Source organism: Pseudoalteromonas sp. SR45-4, from assembly GCF_014163535.1.
In the GTDB taxonomy this organism is placed as follows: domain Bacteria; phylum Pseudomonadota; class Gammaproteobacteria; order Enterobacterales; family Alteromonadaceae; genus Pseudoalteromonas; species Pseudoalteromonas nigrifaciens.
In genome coordinates, this window is sequence record NZ_JACJDO010000008.1 from 1 (window position 1) to 14,077 (window position 14,077).

Consider the following 14,077-nt stretch of genomic DNA (forward strand, 5'->3'; position numbering starts at 1 on the left):
AACAGTGCCTTTACAAAGCCTGTGCCACCGCTGAATAATGGCTTTATCGGTTAGTCGCTTGGCTTTTTTATCATCAACATAGAGTACTAAGTGGGTGTGATTACTCATTACTGCATATGCGCACACATCGATACAAAATACGTTAGCGAGGGCAAGTAATTTGCTTTCAACCCACTCTCTGCGATGTTCATACGATTGATTAGTAAAGTTGTCTACGCCGCATAAAAATGCACGGCGTACACAGCGCGAAATACAGTGATAGTATTTTGTATCGACCAAACTTACCTGACGCTTTCTTGCGATAGCCATGTTGCACCCTGCTTAATTATTGCACTAAAAAGAGCATAGTTAATTACACTGATATTACAAATATTAGGGTGGGTGTCTTTATTGAAAATATTTTAAAATGGGTGTCTGCATTAAAAATATTTCAACTGTAAACCTAAATACCAAGTTTGGTTAATCACTTACTGATATCTGGCACCTTCTTTTAGTAATAACTGCTCTTACTCATAACTGCTCTTACTCATAACTACTTTTCCTAATAGCTGCTTTTTTACAAACAAAAAAGGCGCTTTAAAAAGCGCCTTTTAATTATTTTATTACGAATTTTACTCTGCGGCTTGCGCTACATTTGGTAAGTTAATTTTCGCTTGAGCTTTTAATGACTCAATAAACACCATGTAGTTTTTGTTTGCTTGTGCCATGGTAATGTTTTGCTGAATTTGTGGGTCAATATTATCTGCAACTTCAGCGTTCGTTACCGATTTAAGCGCAACAATCGCAGCATCACCATTATTTAAATTAACTAGCTCAACGATTGCTGAATCAGTTGGGTGAGCCATTTTAAATGTTTGCGTCACAATAGCTGGCGAAACAGTATAGCTCTGACGCGTTAACTGCGCTTCTTGGCGAACTGTTAGGTTTTGCTCAGCGGCAACGTCATTTAAGCTCTTGCCTGCTTGTACTTCTGCAAAGAGTGTACGGGCTTTTTCTTTAGCAAGCGCTGATGTTTTCTCGTTAACTAAGCTGGCTTTAATTTGCTCGCTTACATCGCTTAGTGCTTTAGTGGCAGCTGGCTCATGTTCATTAACACGCACCACAATAACATGCTCATTACCTAACTCAATCAGCTCTGAGTTTACTTTATCTTCAAGTAAATCAACTGATGTTAATGCTGTAATAACTGCAGGGCTGTTTAACGGCTCTGGTAGCTCATTTAGCGCTACAAGTGGAGTAGACTTAATCTCTACACCCGCGGCTTCTGCTGCATCAACTAAGCGGTCTGAAATTTCAAACGCAAGCGCGGCCATTTCTGTTTGCTTTTCGTAAAATGCATCTACTTTTTCAGCTTTTTCTAGTTCTGCACGTAAATCTGCTTTTACATCATCGTAGGCTTTTACTTGCTGTGCCTGTAGGTCGGTTAGTTTAATAATGTGGTAACCAAATTCTGATGCTATAACGTCTGAGTAGTCACCTTTATTTTCGAGCGCAAATGCTGCGTCTTCAAAAACAGGATCCATTACATCACGTTCTATCCACTCTAAATCGCCACCCATTTCGCCACTTACAATATCATCAGACGATGATTCTGCTAGCTCGGCAAAATCAGCACCTTGATTTAATTGCGCTAATAAAGACTCTGCTTTTGCTTTAGCTGCATCATCGTCTTCACTGTTATCAATTAAAATATGCGAAACACGACGCTTTTCAGGCTCAACGTATTGCGCTTTACTTTGTTCGTAATAGGCTTTTACGTCATCTTCAGTTACTGAAGCAGCTGTAATGTCTTGCGCTTTTAGCTCTATGTAATTAACCGATAAACGCTCAGGAGATAAAAACTGGCCGCTATTTAATTCATAGTAATCAGCTATTTCTTGCTCACTCACTACAACACTGTCTTGCATTGCTTCTTTATTAACTACTAGGTAGTCAATGCTGCGCGTTTGTTGTTGTAGAGCAATGGCACTCTCAAGTTCATTTTTTAGCGCAAAATCACTTCCCGCAACAGCAGATACAAGCTGGCTGCGTGTCATGTCTTTACGTAAGTACTCGCGAAATGAGTCTGGTTGAAAGTTCATTTGACGAATAACTTGCAAGTAACGGTCGTTGTTAAAGCTTTCACCAATTTTAAAATAAGGTAATTCTAAAATGGTTTGTCTTACACTTTCATCGCTTACACGAAGGCCTAACTCTGCCGCTAGTTGAGTTTGCAGTTCTTGTTGTACTAAACGGTCAATTACACCTTGGCGTATTTGCGCCATGTAATTTGGATCGGCTGCAATTTGGGTAAAGTATTCACCAAACTGTTGCTCTAATCGGCCTCGTTCATTTTGAAACGCACGATTAAATTCGGTTTGACTAATTTTAATACCATTTACTTCAGCAACAGGTTGTTCTGTGGTTTGACCTAGGTAACTACCAATTCCTGCTAAAGCAAAAGATAAAATCACGGCGCCTAAAATTACTTTGGCTATAGGTCCTTGCGAACCTTCTCTGATTTTCTCAAGCATTTGTTTATCTCTTTTCTGAGCAAGGTTTTTACCTTGTCATATGTAAAAAAAGCGTATCTTACCAGATACGCTTTTTCACTTGAAGTAACTGGCGGTAAAGTTACTTAATTCATCTTCTGTGGTCATTAAGTATTTTTACACTCGCCACAACTAATGTGTTTAAAACAGTGATTAGTTTACTGCGTCTTTTAGTGCTTTACCTGCTTTAAATGCAGGGATAGTTGCAGCAGCAATTTGAATTGTTTCGCCAGTTTGTGGGTTACGGCCTGAACGTGCAGCACGGTCACGAACTGAAAAAGTACCAAAACCAACAAGTGCAACTGAGTCGCCTTCTTTAAGTGCGCCAGTAACTGATTCGATAAATGAATCTAGTGCACGACCTGCAGCCGCTTTAGAAATGTCAGCATCAGCTGCGATTTGATCGATTAATTGAGATTTATTCACAATATCATCCTCTTTAATTGTTGTTATCAAGAGCGATTGTTTTTTACTAACATCACTGTTTTGAAAATTTAGAGCAAACTATTATGCTCATACGATTATATTTTTCTTAAGCCTAGTAACCATAAGGGCTAGGCTTGAAAACCAGTGCTTAACTTATCATACCGTTTAGATTTGAAAAGCCCCTAAAAGCACTTTTTTAGCGTTTTTTATCGGTTTTTCGGCGTTTCGACTGAAAAACTATCAACTGGGTGCACTAAAGCAAGTTTTAATACTTCATCAATCCATGTAACTGGGTGAATATCGAGGCCAGCCAATACGTTGTCTGGGATCTCTTTTAGGTCACGTTCGTTAATTTTTGGAATAATAACCGTTTTAATACCGCCGCGATGCGCTGCTAATAATTTCTCTTTTAAGCCACCAATTGGTAGTACTTCACCACGCAATGTAATTTCGCCTGTCATTGCAACATCGGCACGTACCGGATTACCCGTTAAGCTCGACACTAAACCAGTTACCATAGCAGCACCTGCACTTGGACCATCTTTAGGCGTTGCGCCTTCAGGTACGTGTACATGAATATCGCGCTTTTCATAAAAATCACTGTTAATACGAAACTCTTCCGCTCGGTTTCGTACTACTGTCATGGCTGCTTGTATCGACTCTTGCATTACATCACCTAATGAGCCGGTATAGCTAAGCTTACCTTTACCTGGTACTGCAGCGCATTCAATAGTTAGCAAGTCGCCGCCCACTTCAGTCCATGCAAGGCCGGTAACTTGGCCAATACGGTCGCCGTCTTCTGCTTTACCGTAATCAAAGCGCTGCACCCCTAAAAAGTCCTCTAGGTTGTGCTCATCGATAGTGACTGTTGTGGTGTCTTTTTCGATTAAAATATTTTTAACCGCTTTACGACATAGTTTAGATATTTCGCGCTCTAAATTACGTACACCCGCTTCACGCGTGTAATAACGAATAATACCGGTAATGGCACTATCGGCTATCTCAATTTCATGCTCTTTTAAGCCATTACGCTTAACTTGCTTGGTAATTAAGTGCTGTTTAGCAATATTTAGTTTTTCATCTTCGGTGTAACCCGACAAACGAATAACTTCCATTCGATCTAGTAACGGCCCTGGAATGTTAAAGCTGTTTGATGTAGCAACAAACATCACATCCGACAAATCGTAGTCAACTTCTAGGTAGTGATCGGCAAAATGACTATTTTGCTCAGGATCTAACACCTCAAGTAATGCAGATGCGGGATCACCACGCATGTCTGATGACATTTTGTCGATTTCATCAAGTAAAAACAATGGGTTTTTAACGCCCACTTTTGTCATATTTTGAATCATTTTACCTGGCATTGAGCCAATGTAAGTACGACGATGGCCACGAATTTCAGCTTCATCACGTACACCGCCAAGCGCCATACGAATATACCTACGGCCGGTAGAGCGTGCAATAGATTGACCTAAAGAGGTTTTACCCACACCAGGCGGCCCTACTAGACACAAAATAGGCCCTTTAAGCTTGTTAGTACGTTGTTGCACCGCTAGGTACTCTAAAATACGTTCTTTAACTTTTTCTAAGCCGTAATGGTCGCTATCAAGTATTTTTTGCGCGCCAGCTAAATCTTTTTTAACTTTTGAGCGTTTTTTCCACGGTACACTAATTAGTGTATCTATGTATGAGCGCACTACACTGGCTTCTGCCGACATTGGCGACATCATTTTTAGCTTACTTAACTCAGCCGTCGCTTTTTCTTTTGCTTCGGTTGGCATGCCCGACTCTTCAATACGCTTTTTCAGCGCTTCAAACTCGTCTGGCACATCATCAAGTTCACCGAGCTCTTTTTGAATAGCTTTCATTTGCTCATTGAGGTAATACTCGCGCTGTGATTTTTCCATCTGCTTTTTAACGCGGCTACGTATTTTTTTCTCAACTTGCAGTAAATCTATTTCGCCTTCCATTAGCGCCATTAAGTATTCTAAGCGTTCGGTAACACTTGAGGTTTCTAATACTTTTTGTTTTTCAGGCACTTTTAATGGCATATGAGCTGCCATGGTATCGGCAAGGCGCGCCGGATCGTCAATCCCCGAAACCGAAGTAAGTACTTCTGGTGGGATTTTTTTATTGAGTTTTACATAGCCTTCAAATTGGCTAATTGCGCTGCGAATAAACACATCTTGCTCATGCTCATCTATTGATTCTGATTCAATAAACTGCGCATTAGCTACAAAAAATTCTTCGCTATCAATAAATTCTTCAATTTTTGCGCGCTGCGTACCTTCTACTAAAACTTTTACTGTACCGTCTGGTAACTTTAATAACTGAAGTACAGTGGCAATAGTACCAACACGATAAATATCATCTTGCTCAGGCTCATCTACGGTTGCATCTTTTTGGGCAACCAAGAAAATTTGTTTGTCTTTATCCATTGCCGCTTCAAGGCATTTTATTGATTTTTCACGGCCTACAAAAAGCGGGATCACCATGTGCGGATATACCACTACATCGCGCAGTGCTAATACTGGGATTTCGACTCGATCGGTTCTCTCAAGCGTCATTATATTTCTCTTTGCACTTCATTTATTTTAAAGATTACTCAAGTATATGGGGATAACCTAATTAAAGTTCAACGATTTTCCCGTACTCAATTAAATTAATTATAAAAAAAGGAGCCTTAGGCTCCTTTTTAAATCAAATAGCTTAAAAACTACTCAGATGCTGCTTTATCTTGATTATTATTTTCATAAATCAAAATTGGGTCTGATTCACCTTTAATTACGGTTTCATCTATAACCACTTTGCTTACATTATCCATAGAAGGTAGCTCATACATAGTATCAAGTAATACACCTTCAACGATTGAACGCAAACCACGAGCACCTGTTTTACGCTCCATTGCTTTGTGGGCAATTGCAGCTAAGGCATCATCGCGAAACTCAAGCTCAACATCTTCCATACCAAACAATACTGAAAACTGTTTAGTAATGGCGTTTTTAGGCTCACTTAAAATTTGTATTAGTGCAGCTTCATCAAGTTCAGTTAATGTAGCAACTACCGGTAAACGGCCGATAAACTCAGGGATCAAGCCGTACTTAACTAAATCCTCTGGCTCTACGTCTTTAAATGTATCACTTAAAGAGCGGCTCGCTGCAGACTCTTTAACATCAACACCAAAACCAATACCGGTATTTTTATGGCTACGTTGCTCAATCACTTTATCAAGACCTGAGAATGCGCCACCACAAATAAACAAGATTTTAGACGTATCTACTTGTAAAAACTCTTGCTGTGGGTGCTTACGGCCACCTTGTGGTGGAACCGAAGCTATGGTGCCTTCTATCAGTTTAAGTAGTGCTTGTTGCACGCCTTCGCCTGATACATCACGCGTAATTGACGGGTTGTCTGATTTACGAGAAATTTTATCAATTTCATCTATGTAAACAATACCACGTTGTGCTTTTTCTACATCGTAATCGCATTTTTGTAACAGCTTTTGAATGATGTTTTCAACATCTTCACCCACATAACCCGCTTCGGTTAATGTGGTTGCATCGGCCATAGTAAACGGCACATCTAATAAGCGTGCTAACGTTTCTGCTAGTAATGTTTTACCACTACCTGTAGGACCAATTAATAAGATATTACTTTTACTTAGTTCAATATCTTGCTTAGTCGACTGATTACGTAGGCGTTTGTAATGGTTGTATACCGCTACAGACAATACTTTTTTAGCATGGTCTTGGCCAATAACATAGTCGTCTAAGTGTTTACGAATTTCTTTTGGTACAGGTAGTTTGTCAGAGGCATCGTGCTTAGGCGCAATGTCTTTTATTTCTTCTCTGATAATATCGTTACACAACTCTACACATTCATCACAAACATATACTGAAGGGCCTGCAATTAATTTGCGTACTTCATGTTGGCTTTTGCCGCAAAAAGAACAGTATAACAATTTACTACTTTTGTCGCCGTCTGTAGGAGTGTCAGACATTCAGCTACCTCATTTTATACGTTGGCCACCAAATTGGTCGATGGCTATTTCAATACGTTTTAACTATACCAAAATTTAATTTTTTCGCATAGTAACTCAAAGTGGCAAACAGCCTAGCTGTTTGCCAAACGCTTACTTGCTAGCGCGATTTTTAAATACTGAGTCTACAATGCCGTAATCTACAGCTTGATCAGCACTCATAAAGTTATCACGATCAGTGTCTTTAGAAATCACGTCTAATGGTTGGCCTGTATGCTCAGCCATTAAGCGGTTTAGCTTGTCTTTAATAGACAGGATTTCTTTGGCATGTATTTCAAAGTCAGATGCTTGACCTTGGAAACCACCTAATGGTTGGTGGATCATTACGCGCGAGTTCGGTAGACAAAAACGTTTGCCCTTTGCCCCAGCGGTAAGTAAAAAAGCACCCATGCTAGCAGCTTGACCTACACAAATTGTACTTACATCTGGTTTAATGAAGTTCATTGTGTCGTAAATTGCCATACCCGCAGTAACCGAACCACCTGGTGAGTTTATATATAAAAAGATATCTTTATCTGGGTTTTCTGATTCTAAGAACAACATTTGCGCTAAAATCAGGTTTGCCATGTTGTCTTCAACAGGACCCGTTAAAAAGATAATACGCTCTTTTAATAATCTCGAATAAATGTCATACGAGCGCTCGCCTTTAGGTGTTTGTTCAACAACCATAGGGACCAATGCGTTTAGGGGATCTGTAATACCAATATTCATACTTATTTAATTCCTTATGCGCTTATACTTGTCCTTATTAAAGAAAAGCATAGTTATCATTTTTCGCAAATTAAGAACCACAAACTAAAATGGCCCGAGCACACTGCATAAACAGAGTAACACGAGCCATTTAATCGTTAGCGAGCACTTAAGTCAATGACTTATTAAGCACCTTGCTGTGGATTCATGATGTCGTCAAATGCTGTTTCAACGTCAGTCACAGTTGCTTTAGCTAAGATAGCCTCAACAGCTTGCTCTTCCATTGCTACATTACGCATTTGCTGCATAAGTTGATCATTCGCTTTGTAGTATTCTACTACTTCAGTTGGATCTTCGTATGCAGAAGCTACCGTTGCGATTAATGCTTCAACTTTAGCGTCGTCAACTTTAATCTCGTTAGCTTTAATCACTTCACCTAATAAAAGGCCAGTTTTAACACGTGTTACTGCTTGCTCATGGAACAATTCAGCAGGAAGCTCAGGCATGTTTTGCGCATCACCACCAAAACGTTGAGCAGCTTGCTGACGTAATGCGTCAACTTCTTGATCAACTAGTGCTTTAGGCACTTCAATTTCGTTGTTCGCTAAAAGACCTTTAATAGCTTGATCTTTAACGTTAGCTTTAACCGCTTGGTCTAGCTCACGTGTCATGTTCTTTTTAACTTCAACTTTAAGCGCGTCAACACCACCTTCGGTAACACCGAATTTAGTTGCAAATTCTTCGCTTAATTCAGGTAACTCTTGCGCTTCAACTTTTTTCACTGTGATAGTGAATTGAGCCGCTTTACCTTTTAAGTTTTCAGCATGGTAATCATCAGGGAAAGTTACGTCAGCAATTGCTTCTTCGCCTGCTTTTTTACCTACGATATTATCTTCAAAACCTGGGATCATACGACCTTGGCCAAGTTCTAATGGGAAGTCTTCAGCTTTGCCGCCTTCAAATACTTCACCGTCGATAGTACCTACAAAATCAACCGTTACACGGTCGTTTTCGCCAGCAGCTGTATCAACTTCAGCCCAGTCTGCGTGTTGCTTACGAAGTGTTTCTAGCATGTTAGCTAAATCTTCGTCAGTTACTGTTACGGCTGGTTTTTCAACTGTAATTTTGTCTAAACCTTGAACTTCAACTTCAGGGTAAACTTCAAACGTAGCCGAAAACTCTAAATCTTTACCAGCTTCAAGTGCTTTTGGAGCAAATGTTGGTGCGCCAGCTGGGTTAATTTTTTCTGAAACAATTGCTTCATAGAAATTACGTTGCATTACTTCGCCAGCAACTTCTTGACGAACTGCTGGTCCAAAACGCTTGTTAATTACTGATGCTGGAACTTTACCAGCACGGAAGCCATCAATACGCTGCGTTTTTGACAGTTGTTGTAAGCGTTTTTTTACTTCATTCTCAACGTTCTCTGCAGGAACGGTGATGGTCAGACGGCGCTCAAGGCCTTGGGTCGTCTCAACAGAAACTTGCATGATTTACCTCAATCTTCAATTTTGGCGACTGTTCGCCTTCTTTACACACAAAGTCATCTTTAGGAGTCTTGATAAAATTTAAACCTTTGTGGCTTAAAAACATTCGTCGCTACCACCAGATACCATTGCTGCTCTGCCCTGCGGGCACTATATTAAAATAATAGACGCGGCATTATAACGTAATATTGATGATAGTCGAGTGTAGGAAACAATTTTTTGAAGCACAATTGTGTTATTAGTAATCAAGCGAATAAAAAACAGGCTAATTTAGCAGCTAATCAAAAGTATAAAGTTATAGTTTATAAGTTCTAAAATAGTTTATTAGTGAGTTTTTATTATTTATTTTCGAATATTAACAATCTCTGCTTTAACAAAGTGCTCGATAATACTGATTTTGAAGTGAGTAGTGCGTGTAATATCAAAACCATTTTCATTTATTATTGTTAATAAAGAAAATGGTCGGCGATGCAGGATTTGAACCTGCGACCCCTTGGACCCAAACCAAGTGCGCTACCAAACTGCGCTAATCGCCGATATATTTTTTATACTTAACTTTTGAATACTTAAACTTTGTATTTAAGACCATTTATAAGAAAATGGTCGGCGATGCAGGATTTGAACCTGCGACCCCTTGGACCCAAACCAAGTGCGCTACCAAACTGCGCTAATCGCCGATACTCTTTGTAAATTGGGGTGACTGATGGGGCTCGAACCCACGACAACCGGAATCACAATCCGGGGCTCTACCAACTGAGCTACAATCACCACGGTATTTACTTGTTTTCAAATGGTGCACCCAGAAGGATTCGAACCTTCGACCCACGCCTTAGAAGGGCGTTGCTCTATCCAGCTGAGCTATGGGCGCATCGAAAACTTCATAGTTTACCAATAAGCTAATTACGTAAGTACAATGGCTTTGTGCAAATGTACTATTGCATTAATACCCAAATAATATCCACTTAGCTTAATTACTTAAGAAAGTGGTCGGCGATGCAGGATTTGAACCTGCGACCCCTTGGACCCAAACCAAGTGCGCTACCAAACTGCGCTAATCGCCGATGCTTATAATTGTTAGCGAGTGACCTCGTTGACAACGGGGTGCATAATAGTGATTTGGCTGGGTTAGGTCAAACGTTTTTTTAAGAAAACAATTCAATTGCTCACTTTTAGTTCATAATAGCCAGAATAACCTAATAGCCGGCTGAAATTTAGACTATTTTGTATAATCAAATACGCTATTAGCTAAAAGCAACTTGGCGCTTTAGTGCTTTTCTGCGAAAATAGTAAACATATTAAAAATGGATTTAATAAAGTAAGTATTTCTTTATTACATTACCCCTATTTTTTGTATATCCATTTTAAGTATCTGTATCAAGCTAATTAACCCTAATTAAAGGTCACCCATGACGGCAAACATCATTGATGGTAAAGCAATAGCAAAACAAGTACGTAGCGCAGTTGCACAACGCGTTTCAGAGCGAGTAGCACAAAACCTTCGTGCGCCCGGTCTTGCAGTAGTGCTTGTAGGACTCGACCCTGCGAGCCAGGTTTATGTTGGCTCAAAACGTAAAGCCTGTGAAGAAGTTGGTTTTATCTCTAAATCTTTTGATTTACCAGCAAGTACCACTGAGCAAACACTATTAGAGTTAATTGATGAATTAAACAACGATCAAGAAATTGACGGTATTTTAGTACAACTCCCTTTACCTGAAGGTCTTGATGTAGAAAAGATTCTTGAACGTATTACTCCGCATAAAGATGTAGATGGTTTTCATCCTTACAATATAGGCCGACTAGCCCAACGTATGCCAGCCCTTCGTCCTTGTACACCAAAAGGTATTATTACCTTACTTGACTCAACGGGTGTGCGTTATAAAGGATTGCATGCTGTGGTTGTAGGTGCATCTAATATTGTAGGGCGTCCTATGGCACTAGAGCTATTGTTAGCTGGTTGCACTACCACTGTTTGCCATAAGTTTACACAAGACTTAGAAACCCATGTTCGTCGGGCCGATTTATTAGTGGTTGCAGTTGGTAAACCTGAATTTATTCCTGGTGACTGGGTTAAAGAAGGTGCGATTGTTATTGATGTAGGTATTAACCGTTTGGACAACGGTAAATTAGTGGGTGACGTTGAGTACGCCGTTGCAGAACAAAAAGCTGACTTTATTACTCCTGTACCAGGCGGTGTAGGCCCGATGACAGTTGCCAGCTTAATTGAAAATACATTAGAAGCGTGTGAGAAATATCACAGCTAATAAACAAAAATAAAGCAATGAAGAGCCCGCTTAATTGCGGGCTTTTTGTATCATCATTCTACGTTTTATTAAGTCCAAGCCTTGTGGCAAAACCGAAAACACAATCATTAATAACATAATCGCGTACTGCCAATTTGCATACTGCTCGTTAATTAATATTCCTGCACATAAAATACCGGCAATTGGGTTGGCTATAGTGCCAAATGTAAATTCAACTACTGACATTCGTCCTAATAACCAAACATATAGGATGTAAGCCAAAGCAGTGTTAGGTACCACCAGCCAAAATAACGCCAGCCATTGGGTGCTAGTTATTGATGCAGTTAAAAATTGATACTGCTGTGGAGCAAAATAAAAAGCTTGAACCATAGCGGCAATTGCTAACAAGCTACCGCCAATGATTAACTGCCAGGTAAGTACCGTCCACCAGTGAACTTTAGCGGTTACTTTTTTTACCAGCGTACTGCCTATAACAATAGTTAATAGCGCCCCTATCAGTGCCACTACTCCCAATACATTAAGTGCTACATGCTGTGGATCAAATAAGCACCATGCTAAAACCACTAAAGCAAGGCCACAAAAACCTTGTACTAGCGCTGGCTGTTGGCGTTTAACAAGCCAGGCATACAATAATGCCACTACCGGTACTGACACCATACCCACGCCTGCAATAGCTGCAGGTAGGTTAATTGCCATTACAAAAATAAAACTAAAAAATAGCGCAATATTAATCGTGCCGATTAAAAAGATACCAGGCCATTGCTTTGCTGTTGGCCAAGAAGGTTTAAATAACAACAATAATAAACCGGCAGGCAGTGCACGTATGGCTCCTAATAAAATTGGCGGCCACTCTGGGGTTGCGTATTTAGTTACCGCATAAGTTGTTCCCCATAAAAAAGCAGGGATCATGGCAAGTAAAATATTCATTAATTTTCCATTTTTAAATTGATGAATGTGAGTTTAAAACCTCAACTATAATTGAGGTCAACAATATCAATTTTATTAAAAGCATAGTCAATTTATTGCAATTGATATAACCAAAAAAGGGTTACCCTATGGCAACCCTTTTTTTGTGATCCGCGCGTTATGGCTAAATCCGCAAAGGTTAATAACCCCTATGCTTTACGCCACGTTGTTTTTCCCGCTGAATCTTCAAGTATTACACCCAATGCATTTAAAGCATCGCGAGCTTCATCTGCTGCAGCCCAATTTTTACTGGCACGTGCGTCATTACGTTTTACAATCAGTGCCTCAATTTCAGCCACTTCATCGTCGTTTTGACCGCCTTGTAAAAATGCCTCAGGTGCTTGTTGAGCAATACCAAGTATTTCACCTAAGCTGCGTAGAATGAAGGCTAAATGTCCTGCTTTTTCGCTATCACTTTCTTTTACTCGGTTTAGCTCTTTAGCAACTTCAAATACAACCGGTAATGCTTCTGGCGAATTAAAGTCATCATTCATAGCTTTTCTAAACTTAGCCACATACTCATTACCCTCAAGCTCACATTCAACTGGCTCAACACCACGTAATGCCGTGTAAATACGCTCAAGTGATGAACGTGCTTGGTCTAAGTTTTCTTGCGAGTAATTAAGCTGGCTGCGGTAATGGCCTGATATTAAAAAGTATCGAACCGACTCAGCGTCGTATTGTTTTAATACCTCACGCACAGTAAAAAAGTTATCTAACGATTTAGACATTTTTTCTTTATTTACTTGCACCATACCCGTGTGGATCCAAGTATTTACATACTTGCCATTATTTGCACAGCACGATTGTGCAATTTCGTTTTCGTGATGCGGAAACTGTAAGTCAGAACCCCCACCATGAATATCAAAATGCTCACCCAAATGCTTTGAGCTCATAGCAGAACATTCAATATGCCAACCTGGACGCCCTTCGCCCCATGGAGATGACCATGATGGCTCACCCGCTTTGGCTTTTTTCCACAATACAAAATCAAGCGGATCGTCTTTATCTTGAGCAACCTCAACACGCGATCCTGATTGCAGCATGGTTAAATCTTGCTGCGATAATGCGCCATACTGCTCAAAGGTAGAAACATCAAACAATACATCACCATCGGCAGCAACATAAGCATGGCCTTTGGTAATTAAGCGCTCAACCATTTCAATAATTTCATCCATGTGCGCAGTTACTGTTGGTTCAACATCGGGGCGTAACATGTTTAAACTATCAAAATCTTCATGCATGGCTTTCGTCATGCGCACAGTTAAGTCGTTTATTGACTCGCCATTTTCGTTAGCGCGTTTAATTATTTTGTCATCAACATCGGTAATATTACGCACATATTTTAAATCGTAACCAATATGGCGAAGGTAGCGAACAATCACATCGAAGCCAACAAAGGTACGCGCATGCCCAATATGACAGTAATCATAAATGGTGATACCACACACATACATGTCGATTTTGCCTTCGACCATGGGTTTAAATTGCTCTTTTTGTCGCGTTAGTGTGTTGTATATATTAACCATTTACTTTGAGTCCTTGACTATTAACTTGAACAGCTATGTTACCACTTGAAAAGCCCCTGCTCTAGCGCTTTATAACAAAGCAAACATCTACTTTGTTAATCTTAGCTAACTGAGATAAAATAGCGCGACTATTTAAACCAGATACAGG

General features: G+C 40.0%; 8 protein-coding genes, 5 tRNA genes and 2 pseudogenes. 1 reads left to right on the top strand and 14 read right to left on the bottom strand.

From position 1 onward, the window contains the following. The 12 genes and pseudogenes from H5058_RS05395 to H5058_RS05450 all read right to left on the bottom strand — a co-directional run. Positions 1–309 (bottom strand): annotated as a pseudogene (locus tag H5058_RS05395) (transposase); the annotation flags it as partial. A gap of 302 nt (positions 310–611) precedes the next feature. After that, positions 612–2,513 (bottom strand): SurA N-terminal domain-containing protein, encoded by a 1,902-nt coding sequence (locus H5058_RS05400; protein ID WP_182677210.1) that lies wholly within the window; start codon positions 2,511–2,513, stop codon positions 612–614. Positions 2,514–2,684: 171 nt separating this feature from the next. Beyond that, positions 2,685–2,993, bottom strand: a pseudogene (locus H5058_RS05405) (HU family DNA-binding protein); the annotation flags it as partial. 170 nt (positions 2,994–3,163) lie between these two features. After that, a complete protein-coding gene (gene lon, locus H5058_RS05410) occupies positions 3,164–5,524 on the bottom strand; it encodes an endopeptidase La (RefSeq protein WP_182677212.1) in 2,361 nt (786 codons plus the stop codon). Between the two features lie 149 nt (positions 5,525–5,673). Next, a complete protein-coding gene (gene clpX / locus H5058_RS05415; protein WP_011328719.1) occupies positions 5,674–6,957 on the bottom strand; it encodes an ATP-dependent protease ATP-binding subunit ClpX in 1,284 nt (427 codons plus the stop codon). 132 nt (positions 6,958–7,089) lie between these two features. Next, positions 7,090–7,707: an ATP-dependent Clp endopeptidase proteolytic subunit ClpP gene (gene clpP, locus H5058_RS05420; RefSeq protein WP_011328720.1), complete on the bottom strand. Its 618-nt coding sequence runs from the start codon at positions 7,705–7,707 to the stop codon at positions 7,090–7,092. A 164-nt stretch (positions 7,708–7,871) separates the two neighbouring features. Then, positions 7,872–9,176, bottom strand: a complete 1,305-nt coding sequence (gene tig, locus H5058_RS05425; RefSeq protein WP_011328721.1) for a trigger factor — start codon at positions 9,174–9,176, stop codon at positions 7,872–7,874. Between the two features lie 456 nt (positions 9,177–9,632). Continuing rightward, positions 9,633–9,709, bottom strand: a tRNA-Pro gene (locus H5058_RS05430). A gap of 64 nt (positions 9,710–9,773) precedes the next feature. After that, a tRNA-Pro gene (locus H5058_RS05435) sits at positions 9,774–9,850 on the bottom strand. A 15-nt stretch (positions 9,851–9,865) separates the two neighbouring features. Beyond that, positions 9,866–9,941, bottom strand: a tRNA-His gene (locus H5058_RS05440). A 23-nt stretch (positions 9,942–9,964) separates the two neighbouring features. Next, positions 9,965–10,041 (bottom strand) — tRNA-Arg (locus tag H5058_RS05445). Between the two features lie 116 nt (positions 10,042–10,157). Next, positions 10,158–10,234, bottom strand: a tRNA-Pro gene (locus H5058_RS05450). A 345-nt stretch (positions 10,235–10,579) separates the two neighbouring features. Between H5058_RS05450 and folD the strand changes: the two genes are divergently transcribed. Then, on the top strand, positions 10,580–11,434 hold the full coding sequence (gene folD, locus H5058_RS05455; protein WP_182677214.1) for a bifunctional methylenetetrahydrofolate dehydrogenase/methenyltetrahydrofolate cyclohydrolase FolD: 855 nt from the start codon (positions 10,580–10,582) through the stop codon (positions 11,432–11,434). 30 nt (positions 11,435–11,464) lie between these two features. Here the strand turns inward: folD and H5058_RS05460 are convergent, their stop codons facing one another. Next, complete coding sequence (locus H5058_RS05460) at positions 11,465–12,361, bottom strand: DMT family transporter (protein ID WP_179808013.1); 897 nt, start codon at positions 12,359–12,361, stop codon at positions 11,465–11,467. 188 nt (positions 12,362–12,549) lie between these two features. After that, on the bottom strand, positions 12,550–13,929 hold the full coding sequence (gene cysS / locus H5058_RS05465; RefSeq protein ID WP_182677216.1) for a cysteine--tRNA ligase: 1,380 nt from the start codon (positions 13,927–13,929) through the stop codon (positions 12,550–12,552). Positions 13,930–14,077 lie beyond the last annotated feature (148 nt).